21 protein-coding genes and 1 pseudogene are annotated in these 20,026 nt (G+C 64.2%); 9 read left to right on the forward strand and 13 right to left on the reverse strand.

Annotated features, from left to right (window positions below):
• Positions 1-26: 26 nt before the first annotated feature.
• The 6 genes from RFA01S_RS12905 to idi form a co-directional block, all read right to left on the reverse strand.
• Positions 27-758, reverse strand: a complete 732-nt coding sequence (locus tag RFA01S_RS12905) for a DUF881 domain-containing protein (RefSeq protein WP_032408242.1) — start codon at positions 756-758, stop codon at positions 27-29.
• Between the two features lie 3 nt (positions 759-761).
• Positions 762-1,085: a DUF1290 domain-containing protein gene (locus tag RFA01S_RS12910; protein ID WP_205912519.1), complete on the reverse strand. Its 324-nt coding sequence runs from the start codon at positions 1,083-1,085 to the stop codon at positions 762-764.
• 113 nt (positions 1,086-1,198) lie between these two features.
• Positions 1,199-2,053, reverse strand: a complete 855-nt coding sequence (locus tag RFA01S_RS12915; RefSeq protein ID WP_032408474.1) for a DUF881 domain-containing protein — start codon at positions 2,051-2,053, stop codon at positions 1,199-1,201.
• A gap of 2 nt (positions 2,054-2,055) precedes the next feature.
• Positions 2,056-2,661 (reverse strand): CDP-alcohol phosphatidyltransferase family protein, encoded by a 606-nt coding sequence (locus tag RFA01S_RS12920; protein WP_032408241.1) that lies wholly within the window; start codon positions 2,659-2,661, stop codon positions 2,056-2,058.
• Positions 2,662-2,728: 67 nt separating this feature from the next.
• Positions 2,729-3,355, reverse strand: coding sequence for an NUDIX hydrolase (locus tag RFA01S_RS12925; protein ID WP_032370581.1), 627 nt, complete (start codon positions 3,353-3,355; stop codon positions 2,729-2,731).
• Positions 3,356-3,379: 24 nt separating this feature from the next.
• On the reverse strand, positions 3,380-3,988 hold the full coding sequence (gene idi, locus RFA01S_RS12930; protein ID WP_032366164.1) for an isopentenyl-diphosphate Delta-isomerase: 609 nt from the start codon (positions 3,986-3,988) through the stop codon (positions 3,380-3,382).
• Positions 3,989-4,032: 44 nt separating this feature from the next.
• Here idi and RFA01S_RS27750 point away from each other — a divergent pair, with 44 nt between their 5' ends.
• The 3 genes from RFA01S_RS27750 to RFA01S_RS12940 all read left to right on the forward strand — a co-directional run bounded on the left by RFA01S_RS27750 (position 4,033) and on the right by RFA01S_RS12940 (position 5,812).
• Positions 4,033-4,194, forward strand: a complete 162-nt coding sequence (locus RFA01S_RS27750; protein ID WP_167328012.1) for a hypothetical protein — start codon at positions 4,033-4,035, stop codon at positions 4,192-4,194.
• Between the two features lie 104 nt (positions 4,195-4,298).
• Positions 4,299-4,553: a hypothetical protein gene (locus RFA01S_RS12935; RefSeq protein ID WP_027497175.1), complete on the forward strand. Its 255-nt coding sequence runs from the start codon at positions 4,299-4,301 to the stop codon at positions 4,551-4,553.
• Positions 4,550-5,812 (forward strand): cupin domain-containing protein, encoded by a 1,263-nt coding sequence (locus RFA01S_RS12940; RefSeq protein ID WP_052060885.1) that lies wholly within the window; start codon positions 4,550-4,552, stop codon positions 5,810-5,812. The genes RFA01S_RS12935 and RFA01S_RS12940 overlap by 4 nt, the downstream gene beginning before the upstream one ends.
• A 15-nt stretch (positions 5,813-5,827) precedes the next feature.
• Here the strand turns inward: RFA01S_RS12940 and RFA01S_RS12945 are convergent, their stop codons facing one another.
• Positions 5,828-6,589: an SDR family NAD(P)-dependent oxidoreductase gene (locus tag RFA01S_RS12945; protein WP_027497177.1), complete on the reverse strand. Its 762-nt coding sequence runs from the start codon at positions 6,587-6,589 to the stop codon at positions 5,828-5,830.
• 34 nt (positions 6,590-6,623) lie between these two features.
• Positions 6,624-8,420, reverse strand: coding sequence for an acyl-CoA dehydrogenase (locus tag RFA01S_RS12950; RefSeq protein WP_032408240.1), 1,797 nt, complete (start codon positions 8,418-8,420; stop codon positions 6,624-6,626).
• Positions 8,421-8,752: 332 nt separating this feature from the next.
• Here RFA01S_RS12950 and car point away from each other — a divergent pair, with 332 nt between their 5' ends.
• Positions 8,753-12,298, forward strand: coding sequence for a carboxylic acid reductase (gene car / locus RFA01S_RS12955; RefSeq protein WP_139278440.1), 3,546 nt, complete (start codon positions 8,753-8,755; stop codon positions 12,296-12,298).
• A gap of 72 nt (positions 12,299-12,370) precedes the next feature.
• Positions 12,371-12,668: pseudogene (locus RFA01S_RS12960) on the forward strand (DUF503 domain-containing protein).
• Between the two features lie 37 nt (positions 12,669-12,705).
• Here the strand turns inward: RFA01S_RS12960 and RFA01S_RS12965 are convergent.
• The gene (locus RFA01S_RS12965) at positions 12,706-13,269 is read right to left on the reverse strand and encodes a dihydrofolate reductase family protein (protein WP_032408471.1); all 564 of its coding nucleotides are present in this window, start codon (positions 13,267-13,269) and stop codon (positions 12,706-12,708) included.
• 102 nt (positions 13,270-13,371) lie between these two features.
• Between RFA01S_RS12965 and RFA01S_RS12970 the strand changes: the two genes are divergently transcribed.
• The 4 genes from RFA01S_RS12970 (at position 13,372) to RFA01S_RS12985 (ending at position 14,967) form a co-directional block, all read left to right on the forward strand.
• On the forward strand, positions 13,372-13,674 hold the full coding sequence (locus RFA01S_RS12970; RefSeq protein ID WP_032370584.1) for a hypothetical protein: 303 nt from the start codon (positions 13,372-13,374) through the stop codon (positions 13,672-13,674).
• A 48-nt stretch (positions 13,675-13,722) separates the two neighbouring features.
• Positions 13,723-14,151, forward strand: a complete 429-nt coding sequence (locus RFA01S_RS12975) for a hypothetical protein (protein WP_032408239.1) — start codon at positions 13,723-13,725, stop codon at positions 14,149-14,151.
• On the forward strand, positions 14,148-14,459 hold the full coding sequence (locus tag RFA01S_RS12980; RefSeq protein WP_032388355.1) for a transcriptional regulator: 312 nt from the start codon (positions 14,148-14,150) through the stop codon (positions 14,457-14,459). Before RFA01S_RS12975 ends, RFA01S_RS12980 begins: the two co-directional genes overlap by 4 nt.
• An 88-nt stretch (positions 14,460-14,547) precedes the next feature.
• A complete protein-coding gene (locus tag RFA01S_RS12985) occupies positions 14,548-14,967 on the forward strand; it encodes a VOC family protein (RefSeq protein WP_032408238.1) in 420 nt (139 codons plus the stop codon).
• Between the two features lie 24 nt (positions 14,968-14,991).
• On the opposite strand, the gene RFA01S_RS12990 is transcribed toward RFA01S_RS12985, so the two are convergent.
• From RFA01S_RS12990 to RFA01S_RS13005, 4 genes are all read right to left on the reverse strand, one after another.
• Positions 14,992-16,263, reverse strand: a complete 1,272-nt coding sequence (locus RFA01S_RS12990; protein WP_032370657.1) for an MFS transporter — start codon at positions 16,261-16,263, stop codon at positions 14,992-14,994.
• A 13-nt stretch (positions 16,264-16,276) separates the two neighbouring features.
• Positions 16,277-16,909 carry a GyrI-like domain-containing protein gene (locus RFA01S_RS12995; RefSeq protein WP_032370658.1) on the reverse strand — a complete coding sequence of 211 codons (633 nt, stop codon included), beginning with the start codon at positions 16,907-16,909 and terminating at the stop codon, positions 16,277-16,279.
• 107 nt (positions 16,910-17,016) lie between these two features.
• On the reverse strand, positions 17,017-18,561 hold the full coding sequence (locus RFA01S_RS13000) for an alanine/glycine:cation symporter family protein (RefSeq protein WP_032370587.1): 1,545 nt from the start codon (positions 18,559-18,561) through the stop codon (positions 17,017-17,019).
• An 87-nt stretch (positions 18,562-18,648) separates the two neighbouring features.
• Positions 18,649-19,866, reverse strand: coding sequence for an EAL domain-containing protein (locus RFA01S_RS13005; protein WP_052060883.1), 1,218 nt, complete (start codon positions 19,864-19,866; stop codon positions 18,649-18,651).
• Between the last annotated feature and the right edge of the window lie 160 nt (positions 19,867-20,026).

Genomic DNA, 20,026 nt, shown 5'->3' on the forward strand with positions numbered 1-20,026 from the left:
CATCGTGGCCCGGGGCGAGCGGGCGATCAGTTTCCGGGCTGAGCGTATTGACGTGGGCGCGGATCTCGCAAGGCGGAGACCGTGACCTGGTCCGATCGCTCGACTCGCGAGCTCGCTCCGTTGCGAGCGACCGTGTCGATCACCCCTCCCGGAATGTTCAGTGCAGCTTCCAGAGTCGCCGGATCTCCGATGGCAGTGAAGGTGTAAGGAGCGCGTAGTTCTCGGCCGTCCACCACGACTCGGCCGGCCGGTCCGGCCATCCACGAATCCACACCGATGCGGACCGCGACCCCACCACCGTCGATCTGCAACGCCTCGGCACCGGCGGCCCGCAGCTCCTGCAACGCGTCGAGCAGAACCTCTGCTCCGACGCCGGCGTCGGTGTCGTCGATCGTCAACGTGACGCCGGGTCCTCGGGCCGCCACGGTGCCGATCTGAATGGACAACGCGGACAGTCGTTCCTGGGCTTCCCCCACCGCGGCGTCCGACCCTGAACCGGACTGCCGGAGGGTGGCGAGCGTGCCCTGAAGCGCGCTGATCTCGTCGCGGATCGACGCCTCGCGTCGCGTCAGTGAGTCCAACACCACCAACAGGTCCTCGGGCCGCGAATTCTCCAGATTGCCCGACGTGCTCGTTTCGCGCACCTGTGTCGCGATTCCGATTCCGAGGGCACACATCAACACGAGAGCGAGAATGCCGAACCACGTGCGCTGTCCACGTCGGGTGCGCCGACCGTGCCGTCCGGGGCCTGCGTTCATCGGTCAGGCACCGAAAAGCCGTCGGCGCAACGCAGCGGCGTTGCCGAAGATACGTATACCGAGCACGACGACGATGGCGGTGGACAGTTGCGTTCCGACTCCGAGCTGGTCGCCGAGCCACACGATGAGCGCCGCGACGAGGACGTTGAAGACGAACGACACGACGAACACCTTGGCGTCGAAAATGCCGTCGAGAAAGGCGCGCACGCCGCCGAACACTGCATCGATAGCGGCCACGACGGCGATCGGCAGGTAGGGGGCGACGACTGCTGGAACTCGAGGCCCGGCGACGAGACCGATCACGACTCCGACGACGAGCGCGACCAATGCTGCGAGCGCGAATCCGGCGCGGCCGGTCGCGGCGGGCTCGGTGCCGCCGGGCACCTCGGGACCGGGGCTGCCGGAGTCGGATGGCTCGACGTCCGGGACGTCACTCGCCGTCATCGTGGGGCCACCTCCTTCGCCTCGAACGACTCCCTGGCGACGGCCGGCCCGAACTCGAGATCGGTGGCAGGCCGTACCGAGAAACCGACACCGTAGAGCTGAGCGACCGTGCTCATGCGCAGGTACGCATCGCTGACGGCGAACTGCACCTGAATGCGCTGCGGTGGACCGATCGCATCGATGTCGTAGGGCGAGGTGATCGGGCGATTGTCGAGCAGCATCGCGCCGCCTGCCTGTCTGATCGTCACGTTCGGCCCGACTCGATTGCCGTCGACGGACACCGCTTCGGCACCGCTGGCCCACAAGGAGTTGACGACAGCAGCGATGTCGCGGTCGAGAACGGTTGCGCCGGAACCGGTACGGACCGATCTGTCGGATGCACCGCCTGCGGCAGGTTCTGTCACGACGACCGACAAGCCGGGACCGGTCACCGAGTCGATACCGGCGGCCGACTCGACCGCATCGAGACGGTCCAGGAGCTCGCTCCCGGCAGCATCGGACTGGAGCGCGCGATCACGCTCGGTCGATACCTGCGCTGCGAGTTGATCCCTCGTGACGTCCAGTTCGGCTTCACGCTCCTGGGCAGCACGCACTGCAGCAGAGGCGTCGGCACTGGCCCGGTCGATCTCCGCCGCGTCCGAGGCCAGCTGCGACGTCGCGACCCCGAAGACCACTCCGACAGCGACGGCACCGGTGATCAGCCAGAGGACAGGCGGCACTCTCGGGTTACGCACGTGGTGCGCCGACCGTTCGACGGCAGCGGCTGCGTAACCCGGATCGAGGTGATCCGTCAACAGCGATGTGAGCAGTGACGGAGTCGGGTTCCTCTTCGGTCGTGCTGGTGGCTGCACCGTCACCTGCCCGGTGCGGAGGTGGGCGCGATCGCTCGCGCGACGGCCACTGCCTTGCCGAGGTACAACGCACCGGTCCACGTGTACAGCACCGTCCCCCAGATCAGGAGCGCGTAACCGAGGGGCCCAGCGGCGTCGGCCACGGAACCGGTGCCCACGGAGACCAACAGCACCGGCAGCGCGATCATGACCACGAACGTGGCTGCCTTCCCGAGATAGATCACGTCCGGAGGCGGGAGGGAGCGACGTCGGTAGACGAACATGGTCAGGCCGAGAACCGCGTCTCGCCCGATCAGGATGGCAGCGACCCACCACGGGATGATGCCGCGCACCACGAATCCGACCAGCGTGCTGACGACGTACAAGCGATCGACGAGCGGGTCGAGAATCGCCCCCAGCCGCGACGACTGCCCGAGCAAACGCGCGAGTTTTCCGTCGAGCCAGTCGGTGCCGCCGCTGACGAGCAGAATGACCAGCGCCCAGCCGTCTGCCTGGGGGCCGAGAAGAAGAAACAAGAACAGCGGAACGCCGGCGAGTCGCACGGCACTGAGCAGGTTGGGAACAGTTGCGATCCGATCCGTTACCTCGAGTTCGCTCTTGTCCGTCACCGCTCACCTCCTGTCGCCTCTGGCGTCGTGGCAGCCGGCGCGAGCGCACCGACGGTTCGAGGCCACGTTAGCGCCACGCGAACACCGGCTGCTCGAAGTCCGCGACCCGGGTGTGTCGACCGCGAAGGACCACTTCACGAAACTGGTGCACGATCGCACCCGTGGGAGCATGGATGGCACCGGTTCGGAACGGCCACCGAATCACGGGTCGGGGCGACTCGGGGATCGTGACGAATTCCGCATCGACATCGAGTTCGGCCTCGGTCACCTCGAACACTTCGGCCACCTCGTCGGCACTGGGCTGCAGCGACGACGAATACTCGCCCACCCACACCACGAACGGTGTGATGACGTAACCCGAACGGGTGACGTAATCGTCGAGGCGCCCGAGTACCTCCCCCGGGTCGGTACGAATGCCCAACTCTTCCTGGAGTTCACGCAGGCAGGCCTGTGCCGGGGTTTCGCCCGGATCGACTCCGCCACCAGGTAGCGCGTACTGACCCGGGTGAGCGCGCAATCGGCTCGGCCGTCTGGTCAACAGCAGGCGATGGTCTCCGCGCTCCCCGCCGACCGCCAGAGCAACAGCTGCGTGGCGCAGACCGTCGGCATCTGCTGTCCGAAACTCGAAGTGGCCGAGTGCGCGCTCCATCGAGTCGCGGCCGAGGCAGTCGCTCGACTCGTCGCTACGCGCCATGAGTACCCACCGATTCGATTGCCGTCACGCGGAATCCGCGAGACGCGCGGCCGGAGGAAGGAGTTCGTCGGCGGACGCGGGCCAGGCCAGTGCGTGCTCGGCCAACCCGGCGAGTTGCTCCACTTGTGTTCGACACCAGGGCGATACATCGATTCGGTCTGCGAGCACGTCGGCCGAAAATTCGGACCAGGACACCCATCGCGTTTCGTCGACCTCGTCAGGATCCGGGTCGAGTGTCGCGTCGTCGCCGACCGTCACTCGGTAGACGGGGCAGATCTCGTTCTCGACTATCCCGTTGTCCATCACAGCGCGGTACCTAAAATGCGGCAGCACCAGTTCCGCGGACCGTGCCTGCAGACCCAGCTCTTCGCCGATGCGCCGGAGCACTGCCGACTCCAGGTCCTCGCCGGGTGCTGGATGTCCACAACAACTGTTCGTCAACACGCCGGGCCATGTCGTCTTGCTCGACGCCCGTCGCGTGAGCAACACGGCACCGTCCTCACGCACCACGTAGCTGGAGAACGCCAGGTGCAGCGGGGTCTGTTCGGTGTGCACCGTGGTCTTGTCCTGGGTGCCGACGGCGCGGCCTTCGTCGTCGAGCAGCACCACGTGCTGCGCAGGGGATCGATCCATCGTTCCATGCTCCCACGGACGGACGGCCGGTCTAGTGTCGAACCATGGGACAGGACGACAAGGACAAGACAGACGGCGGCACCTCGACCGAACACGACACGGCGGACTCCCCCAAGGGCGGCCGCCCCGGACCGGTGGACGGCGGAGGCGGCGGTGGGATGGCGACACGAGAGAACGCCCCGGAGATCGCCGACGATCAGGAGTGATATTTCCCGGTGCCGTCGCTGTTTGAATCACAGAGATTGCGTCAATACCCCCGATGTTCCCGCGCTGCGCGAGAGCACGAACCTCCATCAACGGAAGGACCTCGATGAGCATCAACGACGACGACATCACCACCTCAGGCGGATCTGCAGGCGAAGGACCCGCTGACGGCGGATCCAATCCCGGCGGACACGACGGCGGAGCAGACGGCCCGGCCGGAGCAGGCGAAGGACCCGCTGACGGCGGATCGAATCCTGACGGACACGACGGCGGAGCAGACGGCCCAGCGGGTGGAGAAGGCCCGGCCGACGGCGGATCCAACCCCGGCGGACACGACGGCGGTGCGGACGGTTCCGCTTGATCATCGAGTCGAACGACGAGCGCGGACCGGGCAACCGGTCCGCGCTTCGTCGTCTCACCGGAATCGACGCCGCCACTTTCGCGGAGCGTCACTGGGGCACAGCACCCAAGTTCACCCGATCTGCCGAACTGTCCGGATCGTTCGAGGATCTGATGACGGTCGACGCGGTCGACGAGTTGATCGCCGAGCGCGGCGTACGCACCCCGTTCGTGCGGATGGCCAAGGACGGCCGCCTGCTGGAGAAGAACAAGTTCACGGGGTCCGGAGGGTTCGGCGCCGAGATCACCGACCAGGTCGATTCCGCGGCGGTTCTGTCGGCCTTCGCGGCCGGCAACACTCTGGTGCTGCAGGGCCTGCATCGCCTGTGGCCGCCCTTGATTGCTTTCACCGGCGAGCTCGTTCGCGAGCTCGGCCACCCGGTACAGGTCAATTCCTACGTCACTCCGGCTGCGTCCCAGGGCTTTTCGCCGCATTACGATGTTCACGACGTGTTCGTCGTGCAGATCGCCGGAAGTAAGCGGTGGACGATTCACTCGCCGGTGCATCGCCATCCACTGAACAATCAGCCGTGGTCGGATCGACGAGCAGCAGTGGAACGTCACGCCGACGACTCCCCGGAGTTGGACATCGTGCTCGAGCCCGGTGACGTTCTGTATCTCCCGCGCGGCTGGATCCATTCGGCGCAGGCCCTGGGCGAGACGACGGTGCATCTGACGATAGGCGTCGCGTCGTTCAACGATTACGACATCGCCCATCACACCCTCGGTGCTCTTCAGGACGTCGAGGGACTGCGCGCACCGTTGCCGGCCGGATGGGACCCGACCGACTCCGAGTCCGTTCTCCCCCACGTACGCCGCGTCCTCGGCGACATGCGCCGAGCTCTCGACGAGTTGGATCGAGATCCTGAGGTGCTGCATCTGATCACCGAGCGTGTTGCGAGTCGGTACGACGAGCTGGTTCGACCCGAACCGGTGCGCCCCGTTCGCAGTGTTGCCCAGATGGGCGCGCTGCGGGGTCAGGACTCGATTCGGCTCAGGGCCGGGGTGATCGCGCGAGTGGTGCGAACCCCCGAGTCCGCGGCTGTCGTGCTGCGCGACAAAACCGTGTCGATGCCGCCTCAGTGCGCCGATGCTCTCGAATTGTTGCTCGAAGGATCGCCGTGCCGGTTGGATTCTCTGCCCGGCCTCGACACCGACGATGCTGTCGTGGTCGGTCGCAGGCTCGTGCGCGAAGGCATCGCAGTCACCGCCATCGAGTGATGGCGAGCCCGACCATCAGGTGATGGTCACGCCGCCGTCCACTGCGATGGTCTGGCCCGTCACGTATCCGCCCGCGTCGGACGCGAGCCAGACCGCGGTGGCGGCCAGTTCTTCGGGGTCGCCCTTGCGTCCGAGGATCATTCGGGGAGCCAATGCCTCGAGGTATCCCGGCTGGTAGGAATCGGTCATCTCGCTCTCGAAGAAACCAGGCGCAATAGCGTTGACGCGGATGCCTTTTCGAGCGCCCCACTGTTGCGCGAGGTCACGAGTGAGACCGACGATGGCCGCCTTGCTGGCACTGTAGGCAGCCTGAGGCAGACCGGCGGTGGTGAGCCCCAGAATGCTGGATATGTTCACGATCGAGCTTCCGGGCTGCATCACCCGTCCACACGCCTGAGCGGCCCAGTAGGAGCCGTTCAGGTTGATGTCGATGACAGAGCGGAACTGCTCGGGAGTCTCACGGGTGGCGGGGTACGCCGTGCCGACGCCGGCGTTGTTGATCAGCACGTCCACCTTGCCGAACTCGGCGACGGCGGCCTCGACCATGGCCGTGCACTGGTCGGGATCGACCACATCGGTTGCCACGCTCAGCGAACGCCCACCGACGCTGTCGATCAGTGCGGCAGTCTGTGCCAACTTGTCGACGCGACGGGCGGCCAGCACCACGTCGGCTCCGGCCTCGGCCGCCGCTTTCGCGAAAGACACTCCCAAACCGGACGATGCGCCCGTGACGATGACGACGCGGCCGTCGAGGCGGAATTTGTCCAAGATCGACATGTTCTGAAATCTCCTTGTATCGGGTGTCTCGTGCTCAGAACCAGGCGGGTGACATATCGAGGGTCGTTCGATCGAGAAGCGCCAGCAGATCGAGCTGTGCATCGACCTTCGGTAGCTCGTAGACGAAGAAGTACCGTGCAGCAGAGCGCTTTCCGTCGTAGAAGTCTCCGATTCGGTCTCCCACGGCAAGCAGCTGCTCGAGCCACATCCACGCGATGACCGTGTGGCCCATTGCCTCGAGGTAGGCCGTGGAATTCGCCAACGCCACGGCGGCGTCACCGGTACCCCAGACTGCGGCGGTGACCTCGACGATCCTCGAGAACCTGTTGTTCAGTTCGGTGCCGTACTGCTCGGCCGCTCCCCCGTGAGTCGATGCTCGCGTCACGGTCTCGGCGATTCGCTCGGCGAGCAGCGCCAACCCGGCACCGTTCTGCATGACGACCTTGCGGCCGAGTAGGTCCAAGCCCTGAATGCCGTGTGTACCTTCGTGAATGGGGTTGAGCCGGTTGTCGCGGTAGTGCTGTTCCACGTCGTAGTCGCGGGTGTAGCCGTAACCCCCGTGCACCTGAATGGCAAGACTGTTGGCCTCGAGACACCACTGCGAGGGCCAACTTTTGGCGATCGGTGTCAGTACGTCGAGCAACAGTGTCGATCGAGCTGCGTCGGCGGCGTCCGATGCCGAATCCTGGTGGTCCACCAAACGCGAGCAGTAGAGCCCGAGGGCCAATGCCCCCTCGACATACGACTTCTGCGCCAACAACATTCGGCGCACGTCGGCGTGCTCGATCAAAGCGACCGGAGGCGCGGCAGGATCCTTGGCTCCCAGTGGCCGTCCCTGGGTGCGCGTCTTCGCGTACTCGACGGACTTCAGGTAGCCGACGTAGCCGAGTGCGATCGCCAGGAATCCGACGCCGATCCGGGCCTCGTTCATCATGTGGAACATGTACGACAGACCACGGTTCTCCTCGGCGACGAGATAGCCGACTGCCCCGGCTTTCCCACCGGGAGAATGGGTTCCGTCGCCGAACGCGAGCAGAGTGTTGGTGGTACCGCGGTTGCCCATCTTGTGATTGAGCCCGGTCAGCACGATGTCGTTACGTTCGGCGATGCCGCCCTCACCGTTCGGCAGGAACTTGGGAACGATGAACAGCGAGATCCCTTTGACGCCGGGAGGTCCACCCGGCGTCTTCGCCAGAACCAGGTGCACGATGTTCTCGGTCAGTTCGTGATCTCCACCGGAGATCCACATCTTGGTACCGGTGAGCCGGTAGCTGCCGTCGTCCTGCGGCACAGCCTTCGTGGTGATGTCCGCCAGCGACGACCCGGCCTGCGGTTCGGACAAGCACATGGTGCCGAACCAACGCCCGTCGATCATGGGCCGCACGTAGTCGCGCACCTGCTCCGGAGTGCCGTAGGTGGCGATCAGATTGGCGTTGGCCATCGTCAGGAACGGATACGAGGACGTTCCAGCATTTGCAGCCTGGAAGAACGCCATCGCAGCACGAGAGACGGTGGCGGGCAACTGCATACCGCCGATCGATTCGTCGAACTGCCCGGCGATCAACCCCGCGGCGCGGTACACGTCGAGAGCGGCCTTGACCTCGGGGATCAGCTCCACCGAACCGTCCCTGTTCATGGTGGGCTCGTGTGCATCGGCCTTCTTGTTGTGCGGGGCGAAATGCTTGTGGGCGATGTCTGCGCTCAGGTCCAGTACCGCATCGAACGTTTCGCGCGAGTGTTCCGCAAAACGTGGCCGCTCCGTCAACGCAACCACATCGAGCCATTCGTACAACAGAAAATCCAGGTCGCGGCGTGAGAGAACGTCCGACATTTCGCTGCTCCGATCGAGAGGGGTGACGCGTGAGCCGACGGCGTGAGCTCTACGAGGGAGCGGCAACCGCGTCGCACGTGACGTGCAACTCACCATACAAGTCGAGTTCGGTCGTCCACATCGAGTACCTACGCCGCCCGGATACGCGACGGTTGCCCGGCGTAGCAGTACGCGAGAAAGGTTGAAACACAGACATTTCCGGCCAACTGGACTATGAGCAGCGTCACGATTACCTACTCGGCCACGGGCATATACTTACCTTTGATAACGATATTCGACGTACGAGCACGATGATCCGGCGTCGTCCGGTGCATCGTGGAGGGGAGCGAAGCATGACCCGAACAATTGCCATGAAAAGCACAGGGGCCGTCGACAGCGAACACGATCGAGACATCCGCCAACGAGACCGTTTCCAGCATCTGCACGACAGCGATCCGGAGTTCCGGGCTGCCGAGCCGGATCGGTCGGTTGCCGACGCGGCTCGTGAACTGGCACCCAACCTCGCTCGCGTGGTTGCCGAGATCATGACCAGGTACGCCGACCGCCCCGCCCTGGGACGCCGCGCGCGCATGATCGAGGACACCGAAGGCAGCACTACCGCTCGCTTGCTCCCCCGATTCGACACGGTGACCTACGGGCAGGCCTGGGCCGACGCGGGAGCCTTGGCGTCCGCCCTCGGTCACGACGACGGCGGCATCGCTGCAGGCGACTTCGTGGCCACGCTCGGTTTCGCCGGCATCGACTACGTGATCACCGAACTGGCCACCATCCGTGTGGGCGCAGTCGCAGTTCCACTGCAGGCCGGAGCCACCGCAGGTCAACTGAGGGCCATCGTCGACGAGGTCGAGCCGGTGGTCCTGGCCTCCGACGTGGACAACCTCGCCGTCGCGATGGAGGTCGCCGGTCACTGCCGGTCGATCCGCACAGTGGTCGTACTCGACTACGACGACCGAATCGATGCCGACACCCGCGCGCTGACGTCCGCGCGCGAGGGTGTCCACGGGTCCGGCATTGCTGTTCGACCGCTCACCGAACTGGTGGACGAGGGTTCCCGACTCCCCCAGGTGCCGTTGTTCGACGTCGAGGATCCCGAGCGCCTCGCCGCACTGATCTACACCTCCGGCAGCACCGGTACTCCGAAAGGGGCGATGCATACCGAGCAGATCGTGTCCGGTGCGTGGACCGGGGCCTGGCATCGGACGGGTGCCTCGTCCGAGGGTGTCGACGAGCCGGCTTTTCCCGTCATCACTCTCGACTACCTACCGATGAGCCACCTTGCGGGCCGCGGGCTCGTTTTCTCGACTCTGGCGGCGGGCGGCACGGTTCATTTCGCCGGCTCCAGCGACCTGTCCACGTTGTTCGAGGACTTCGCTCTCGCGCGACCCACGCTGGCGTTGTTGATTCCGCGGGTGTGCGAGATGATTCGCCACACCGTGCTCGCCGAAATCGATCGTGCGGTCGACGGTACCGATGCGGGCGAACACGAGCAGATTTCGCGAGGCGTGCTCGAGCGCGTGCGGTCCGAGCAGTTCGGTGGACGAATCCTGGCTGCAATGGTGGGCACCGCACCCATCGCCGCCGAGGTCAAGGATTTCGTGACCGACTTGCTCGACGTTCGGGTTCGCGACAATTACGGCTCGACCGAAGCCGGAATGGTACTTCTCGACGGGATCGTCGCCCGGCCACCGGTTCTCGAATACAAGTTGGACGACGTGCCCGAACTCGGCTATTTCTCCACCGACACTCCCCATCCACGTGGTGAGCTCCTACTCAAGACGACGTCGATCATCCCCGGCTACTACAAGCGGCCCGATGTGACCGCAGACGTCTTCGATTCGGACGGGTTCTACCGCACCGGCGATGTCGTGGCCGAGCTGGAACCGGACCGGCTCGCATACGTGGATCGTCGCAAGAACGTACTGAAGTTGGCCCAGGGCGAATTCGTTGCGTTGGCGCGCCTGGAAGCGGTGTTCGGTACGAGCGAGCTGGTGGATCAGATCTTCCTGTACGGCAACAGCCAGCGGTCGTATCTGTTGGCAATCGTCGTTCCTGCCCAAGCGAACTCGACTGCGGGCGCGATCATGGAGTCGCTACAGCGGATCGCTCGCACGGAGTCGCTGAATTCGTACGAGATACCTCGCGAGGTCGTGCTCGAACCCCAGCCTTTCACTCAGGACAACGGTCTGCTGTCGGGTGCCGGAAAGCAATTGCGCCCCAAACTCGTCGAGCGGTACGGCGACGAACTCGAACGTCGCTACGCAGAACTCGAATCGGGGCAGACCGACCGACTGCGTGAGCTTCGGCGTTCCGGTGCCCAGGCACCCGTGCTCACCACGGTCGGGGATGCCGCCCAGGCTCTGCTCGGCTGCTCGGGCGCAGACATCCGACCCGATGCCCACTTCACCGATCTCGGTGGTGACTCGTTGTCGGCGTTGACATTTTCCACGTTGCTGCGCGACATCTACGACGTCGACGTCCCGGTCGGGGTGATCACCGGACCCGCCATGGACCTGTCGGCCCTTGCCGACTACATCACGTCCGCGATCGACAACGATTCCGACACAGCGACATTCGCGTCGGTTCACGGACGCGAAGCGACCGTCGCGCTCGCATCGGATCTGACCCTGTCGGCATTTCTGGACGCCTCCCTGCTCGATGCCGCTTATCGAATTCCAGGCCCTCGGCCGGTAACGAACACCGTGTTGCTGACGGGAGCGAACGGCTACCTGGGCAGGTTTCTGTGCCTCGAATGGCTCGAGAAGATGGCAGCCGCCGGCGGAAGAGTCATCTGTCTGGTGCGCGGACGCTCCGATGCCGATGCCCGCGGTCGGCTCGACGCCGCCTTCGACAGCGGGGACGCGACGTTGTCCGATCGATATCGCGCCTTGGCCGACGCCGCACTCGACGTGATTGCAGGCGATCTGGGCACTCCCCGGTTCGGGTTGACCGACGATGTCTGGGAAGAACTTTCTCGCCGCGTGGACCGCGTCGTGCACCCGGCAGCACTGGTCAATCACGCGCTCCCGTACGAGCACCTCTTCGGACCGAACGTCGTCGGAACGGCCGAGGTGATTCGGTTGGCCTTGACCGACCACATCAAGCCGGTGACCTACCTGTCGACGGTCGCGGTTGCCGTCGGTGTCGACGACTTCCACGAGAACGGTGACATTCGGGTGGACAGTCCGCAACGAGCAGTCGACGAGTCGTACGCCAACGGTTACGGAAACTCCAAGTGGGCGGGCGAAGTGTTGTTGCGCAACGCTTTCGACGAGTACTCGCTGCCCGTCTCGGTCTTCCGATCCGACATGATCCTCGCCCACAGCACCTGGTCCGGTCAGCTGAACGTGCCCGACGTATTCACGCGACTGATCCTGTCGGTGGTCGCAACCGGGCTGGCACCGAGAAGCTTCTATGCCACCGATGCCGGAGCGCCGACCGACGAGCAGGGCAGGCCACTGGCTCACTACGACGGATTGCCTGCGGACTTCAGTGCAGCGGCCATCACCTCGATCGCGGGCGACGACGTGACGGGCTACCGAACCTTCGACATTTTGAACCCCTACGACGACGACATATCGCTGGATACGTTCGTGGATTGGCTACGTGACGCGGGGTGCACCATCGACATCGTCGACGACTACGACGAGTGGTTCGAAAGGTTCAGCGCGGCAGTGCAGGAACTACCGGAGAAACAACGGTCACACTCGTTGTTGCCGCTGATCCACTCCTACGCGCATCCCCAGCACCCGTCGTCGGGGGCAATCCTGCCGGCAGACGAATTCGCGTCGGCTGTCGGCGATATCCCACACCTGGGGCGAGAACTGATCGAGAAGTATCTGGCCGATCTGGTAGCACTCGGCCTGGTGGCCAAGAGCTGACCGTTACCTGGTGTGGGCCCTTCGGCTCGCACCAGGTAGCCCCGCCCACTACCGCGGTACAGTCGTAAGCCTATGTGGATCGGATGGATAGAACTGGATTTTTTGTTGGGCGACGTGCACTCCCTGAAGGAGAAGCGCTCGGTGATTCGGCCCCGTGATCTCGGAGCTGCATCGAAAATTCGCGGTGTCGGTCGCCGAAACCGACCATCGCGACCTGCACAGACGGGCCGAAATCGGAGCGTCGGTGGTAGCCGGCGACCTCGACCACGTGACCGACATCCTCGACCGGGTCGAGCGGATGGCGGCGTCCCGACCGGAGCTTCACCTCGTAGCCGTTCGGCGGCGCACCCTGAAGAGCGACGACATCTGATCGCGCGCTGTCGACGAATCCGGGTCGACAATTACGGTCATCGACGGACGTCGAACACCTGCTTCTGGATGCCGTTGTCGTACACCTCGTGCTCCACCAGATCCAGGTGAGTCGTGGCCTTGTCGCTGGAGCTGAACAGCCGCTTGCCCGCGCCGAGCAGCATCGGGAAGACCAACAGGTGGTAGCGGTCGACGAGACCGGCATCGGCGAGGCTGCGACCCAGCGTTGCGCTACCGTGCACCGAGATCGGCCCGCCTTCGGTCTCCCGGAGTTCGGCGACGTCGTCGATGCTGCGCAGAATGGTTGCCGGCCAACGGTCGTCGCTGCGCTCCAATGTCGTCGACACCACGTATCTGGGCATCGAGTTGTATCCGGCGAAATCGTCCATCGTGGGCCACACGGGAGCGAACGCCTCGTAGGAGGTACGCCCCAGCAGCATGGCCGTGGCCTCGTCCTGCTCGCGACCCTTGATCTCGTACGCCGCTGGATCGAACTCGATGTCCTTGAACGTCCACCCCGCGTTGCGGTAGCCGACTTCCCCACCCGGCCCCTCCATGACGCCGTCGAGCGATACGAACGCGGTCACGATCACGGTGCGCATGGCAATCCTCGGTTCGGTGTGAGGCAGAAGCGGAACAGGTGCCGGAATCGTAAACCACGCGTCGAACCGACGACAGGCAGTGTCGGGTGGCAAGGTGGTCTCATGGCCGAGCAAGTGGAACGCACCGAAGACGGTCACTATGTCGTCATCAAGGGTCGACGGTGGCGCGCTACCGATCCCGACATTCCCGAGGATCGCAACGCCGAATTGCGCTCGATCCTCATGGCGTGGCGCAGAGACGTCAAACGCACCTCCGGTGCCACAGAGTCTCGCGCGGGCGTTCAGGCCGCCAAAGTCGCCCTGGGAGAACGAGGTACGCCGTGGTGGGAACAATCCCCGGACGAGCGACGGGCCCGCTGGGAGGCCGAGGTGCCGCGGCCGACCGATACCGATCTCGAGAACTGATCACACAATTCGTTGCCATATCGGAAACTATCCAATATGGTTTCCGATATGGAAAGCATCGATAAGCCCACCTCGTCCGAAGCTCGAACGACTCTCGACGACATCGACCGCGTGCAACGCGCCGTGCGCGACACTCCGTGGCCGGTCTGGTTGTACGCCGTCAACGCAGTGCTCATCGGTGCGTTGGCACTCACGCCACTGCTCACCGACTCCCACCGCACTGTCGCCCTGCTAATTCTGGCCGCGGCCATTGTGGCAACGAACGTGATCACCGGGTACCGAATGGGCACACCGTGGGCGCTGCCTACCAGCCGTGGATTTCTGGCGTCGGTCGCACTGTCCGTTGCTTTCGTGGTGGTGGCACTGGCATTCGCGCAGCCATCCCTGCCGAGCTGGACGCTGGTGCTCCTCGCTACAGCAGCGACGGCGACCTACTCGTTCGGTTCGATCGCTCACTACCGGAGCACACACCGATGACGGACGATCTGGATCCGATCATTCATCCGGCAAACCGGCTGCGGATCTGCGCGCTGCTGGCGGCAGGTACGACGCTCGAGCTCGCCGTCGTGAAGGAACACAGTGGATTGAGCGCATCGGCGCTGAGCAAGCAGGTGGCGGCCCTGGTCGACGCCGGCTACGTGGATCAGCAGAGATCACGCACCGACTCGCGGCGGATGTGGCTGTCGCTGACGAGGGAGGGTAAAACCGCCTACCGCCGCCATGTGGCTGCCCTCCGCGCCATTCTCGCCGAGGCCGACGCCAGCCCATCCGAGCCTGGGCGGTGAGTTCTCCCCCAGCTCCGTGTCTGCCTTTTCGACGGATGTAGTCGATGCAGCCCGCACCGGTCGTTCGATTCGAGAAGGAGTCCCCGCCATGCCCACACTCAGTCCGTACCTGTCGTTCCGTGACAATGCGCGCACCGCTATGGAGTTCTACCGCACGGTCTTCGGTGGAGAGCTCACGCTGACCACGTTCGGCGAGGGCCAGGCCACCGACGATCCATCCGAGAAGAACCTGATCATGCACGGCCAGTTGACAACTCCCAGCGGATTCACACTGATGGGGGCCGACACCCCGTCGTCGATGGAACACACACCCGGAAACACGATGAGCGTCTCGCTCTTCGGTGCCGAGCACGAGGAATTGACGGGCTACTGGAACGCGCTGGCCGTCGACGCACAATTCACGATGGGTCTCGACGCAGCACCGTGGGGTGACACATTCGGCATGCTCACCGACAAGTTCGGTGTGCAGTGGATGGTGAACATCTCCGGCTCGGTCGCCGAAAGCTGAGCGACCGAGGAGCAGTGGGTGCCTCTAGTGGGTGCGCGATTCGACTGAGATGACCTCGTGCAGCCCGACGGGCCCCCAGCCCCTGTCGAGCGCCACGATCAGTACCGCGCAACCGACCGCGGACAGCACCAGTGCGGAACCGAACAACGCGGTGTAACCGAACACGTCGCCGATCACGCCCGCCGTAAGTCCGGACGCACCCTGCGCAAAGACGATTGCGCAGGCCATCAGTGTGTAATCGCTTCCTGCATAACGTTTTTCCGATGCATCCATCATCAGCGCGAAAACGGCAACGGTTGCCGCGCCGCCCAGCACGTGTTCGGTGACGTTGGCCGCGACCAGGAGCGGAAACCCGCCGATGCCGAACGATGCCACTACGTACAACGCAAGACTGAGGGTTTGGGCGATTCCGCCGACCAGCAGAGCCTGACGACGTCCGAAGCGAAAGGACAACCACGCGCCGAGCGCAGCACCTCCGAGTGCTGCCACCGACGACAGGCCGCCCTCGACCAGGGCGATCTGAGTCAAGGTCAGTCCGTTGTCCGAAAGGAACGGGCCGACCAGCGCCGAGCCCATCGAGTTTCCGAATTTGAAGCCGACGATGAGAAGGATGAACGCGACCATGCCAGGCCTGCGCAATCGGGACCACCAGGCCACAGAGAGTCGCGCCGGACCCTCGGACTCGGGCTGCCGGTCGGTGTCCACGTCTGCCGCGGCCAGTTGCTTGTTCATGAACCAGACCGGGGCCGTCGCCAACAGGATCAGCAATGCCATCGCAACGAAGAGCACCTGCCATCCCGCAAAGGTGAACAGCCACAACAGTACTCCCCCGCCGCACACCATACCTACCCGGTACGCGCCCACTTGCAGACCGTTACCCAGGCCGCGTTGCGACACCGTCAACGTGCGAACCGCTATCCCATCCGTTGCGATGTCCTGGGTGGCCGACAGCGCGTTGATGACAAAGATTCCGACGAACAGCCAGCGCAACGTCGACGACAGATCGAGAAAAGACAGTGCGAGCGCCACCAGCGCGGCTGACACCTGTAGGGACAGAAGCCACCGCCGCCTCGACCCGTAACGATCGACGTACGGTGCCCACAGAAATTTCAGCGCCCACGGCAGAAACAACACCCCGGTTGCACTGATTTTCACCAACGAGAAACCCGACTCTCGGAGGACGACGGGCAGGGCCTGCGTGAAGAAGCCGAACGGCAGCCCCTGAGCGAAGTACAGGGCTCCGAGCAACGTGAGGGTGCCGACGGTGAACGACGCCGGACGCACCGCATTGGTCATGCCGGTCATCGTGTCAGAGCGAGGCCTCGTCCGCCGAGTACCGCACCGGTTGCCGAAGAATGGTGCGCAGCTTCGCCGGTTCGACCCGTCGTGGGTCACTGAGGTAGATCTCGTGATGACGGCCGGTCATCGTCAGCCCGGCCTGCGGGATGTACCGGTGGTGCATCTCGTCGAGCACAGCGGCCTCGTCGTCGTAGGAACCGATGTGCAGAGTTTGCACGCACAGGCCCTCGTCGAGGGTGTCGAGGCGCATTCCGTCACGTCGGTCCGAACGGTTCTCGGATGCGTCGACCCGTAAGGCGTGCTCGAACATCGTGTGGTCGATCCAGTCGGGCGCCATGATCATCACAGTCCAGAGCCAGTTCGACTTGTCCCGGCGCGTGGTGAAGGCCGCCATGTCCGGCGCCCACCACAAGGCTTCGAGCGGTGGGACGACGTAGTCGCGCTCCAGGTCGTTCTTACTGAAGAATTTCAGCCGATACGCAACGGGGAACAGCGTGGATACAGCATCGGCATATTCCGGCGCGGTATTCGGATCCCCGTGGCCGTCGATCATCAAGTATTTCGTCGATGGCACGGTCAGAATTCGAAACACGTTGCGCCGTGCCGAATACGAGTCGAGGGTCTTCTTGAAATCCGTCTTCATGCCCTCACCTCCTGCCGACTGCGCGTCAGTGTACCGACCACTCCGGGCTGGGGTGCCGTGGTGAACGCTGCCCTGTTCGGAAGCAGTTGGTCGGTCGACCGACACTGTCACAGCTCGGCGTCGACTGCCTTCGATTCGCCCCGACGCACTGCCATGTAGTCGGACAGTTCCCGTTTGACGACCGGCAGCAGCAAGTAGAGGCCCGAGATGTTGACCAACGCCAGAAGGAACAGCGTGGCGTCGGCGAAGTCGAGCACCGAGCCGAGCGACAGTACGGTGCCGATGACGGTGAAGGTGCAGAACATGAGGTTGAAGAAATTGCGCGACAACCGGCTGCGACCGAACAACGATGTCCAGGCCTGTAGTCCGTAGTACGCCCAGGTGATCGCCGTGGACAACGCGAACAGTGCCACAGCGAGAGTGAGTACGTACGGGAACCACGGCAGGACGGTCTCGAAGGCGTCGGAGGTGAGCGTGACGCCGCCCGCCGGCAACTCACCGGTTTCGGCAACTATGGCGCGCTGGTCCTGCCAGGACACAGTATTGGCGATCACGATGGTCAGGGCCGTTGCCGTGCAGATGACCACAGTGTCGATGAAGGGCTCGAGCATTGCCACGAATCCTTCGGTGACCGGATGTCTGGTCTTGACGGCCGAGTGAGCAATGGAAGCCGATCCCAACCCGGCCTCGTTGGAGAAGGCCGCGCGCTGGAACCCGATGATCATCACTCCGAGTACTCCGCCTGCCACGCCCTCGGGTGAGAACGCGCCGTCGAAGATGGCACCGAACGCCGTCGGAACGGACCGGAAGTTCACGGCGATGACGACGCCGCACGCGACGACATAGACCAACGCCATGGAAGGAACGAGTTTTGCGGTGACGGCCGAAATGGACTTCATGCCGCCGATGATGACCAGGCCGATGATGAGTGCGATCACCAGTCCGAACACTGCCTTCGCACCGTCCGAACCGAGGAAGCCTTCGTCGCCACCGGTGACCGAGCGGACCTGCGCGTACGTCTGATTGGCCTGAAACATGTTGCCGCCACTGATGGCGAAGAACGTGATGATGACGGCGTAGAAGACAGCCATCACCTTCCCGACCTTTGCAAGACCTCGCTCGGCGAGTCCCTTGGTGAGGTACTTCATCGGCCCGCCCGAGACGGTGCCGTCCTCGTTGATATCCCGATATTTCACGCCTAGGGTGCACTCGACGAACTTCGAGGCCATTCCCAGCAGTCCGGCGAGGATCATCCACAAGGTCGCCCCTGGTCCACCCAGCGTGACTGCGACCGCCACACCTGCAATGTTCCCCAGTCCCACGGTTCCGGACACTGCGGCCGTGAGAGCCCGGAAGTGGCTGACTTCGCCTGGTGCATCGGCTTCGTCTTCTTTGCCGCTCACCAGGATCAGAGATCGCTTGATACCGCGGAACTGAATGAACTTGAACGTGACGGTGAAGACGACGGCACCCAGAATCAGCCACAGAACGATCAGTGGAACTGCGGCACCACCGATGTTCACGGTGAAGAACACGAAGCTGGAGACAGCGGCGGAGATCGGATCGAAAGCATTGTTGATCGCTGTCTCGATGGAACTGATCGTGCCTCCGTCCGCGGCCGAATAGTCGATGGCGAGACGGTGAAAACTCATGACGTCGAGTCAACATCATCCCGGGCACACGTCACGGTCTTTATCGAAAAACGGGCAAATATTTACATATTCTTGACTTGCAGCGGCTCATTCACGGGTCCGAGCGGGCAATCGGCGGAGCAGAAGCGTCGCCGCATCGAGGACCATGTGTCGGTCGTAGGTCAGGCAGTAGTCGTACAACACGCTTCCGTCCTGGGCAGTTCCGCTCTCAACCGCGATGAGAGCAACGCTGGACATCGGTGCCACGATGACAACCGAGCGCTCCGACGCCAGTGGTTCGTCCTCGCCGACCGTAACGGTCCGAAACCGATGCTCACCCGGCATCGGCCGCGAGTCGAAGACGGCCAGGAGAGCCGTGCGCACAGCGAGGTCGTCGAACAACGCGACACGCTCGGCGGTCGACCCGGCCGACGCGTTCGTCGTCGCCAATACGACGGTCGACGCACCGGTGCCGTAGACACTGCGAAGCAGACCGTTCTCGATGTCGTCGAGAAGCCGTGCGTCAGCGCGTCGACGGGTTCCGAATCGATGGACCAGACCGTACGGCGTCACGGCAACAGGGGCCCGGACGGTTATTGCCGGCTCCAACTCGAGTGTGTTGGCCGTACCGCCGGTGGCTCCGAAGGTGGGTAGACGAGTCGGAGCGCCATACAAGTAGCCTTGGCCGAGAACCGCACCCATGTCGTGCGCAGTCGCTTCGTGCTGCTCCGTTTCGATTCCCTCGGCGAGCACCAGCGCACCGCTGCGTTCGGCCTCTGCGGCGACCGCGGACACCACGGACGCCGTGGCATAGCTCGAACGGCCCTGCACGAGAGACATATCCAGCTTGATGACGTCGGGCCGGAGCAGCGGAATAAGTGCCAGACTCGACGAGTCTGCACCCACATCGTCGAGCGCGACCCGCCATCCCAGGTCGCGGGCATGCTCTACCGCACGCAGCAGCCCGGCGGGGTCACCCATCAGGCCTCGCTCGGTGATCTCGACGATGATCGACAACCGAGATGCCTCGGCCATCAATGGCAGGCACTCTCTCGGAGGTGGCGCGTCCAGGGCGGTGGGTTCCGCGTTGACGAACAACGCGAGTCCTTCGGGGAAACCGGCCTCGACAGCCCCGCTCAGGGCGCTGAGTCTGCACCGCCAGTCGAACTCGGCCGACTCGCCTCGATCGGCCGCCTCGCGCAGCAGCTGCGGCGGCGAGATCGCTTGCGCGTCGCCGCAGGTCCGCACCAGGGCTTCGTAACCCACGACAGCTCGGCCGTCCAACGCGACGATCGGCTGGTAGGTCGACGTGATATCGATCGTCATCGGCGAAAATTGCGCGTGCGAGGCGTCACGATGCACAGGCGGACCTCCCTCGGTACCCCTCGACGGTCCCCACCCGGGGAACCATCATGCCCGATGGTCGCCGGCCGCGCCCTGTTCCCTCGCCGACGGGCTATAGGGTGCTCGGAAGACTTCGGATCGG

The sequence above is a fragment of the Rhodococcoides fascians NBRC 12155 = LMG 3623 genome, assembly GCF_001894785.1.
Taxonomy (GTDB): Bacteria; Actinomycetota; Actinomycetes; order Mycobacteriales; family Mycobacteriaceae; genus Rhodococcoides; species Rhodococcoides fascians.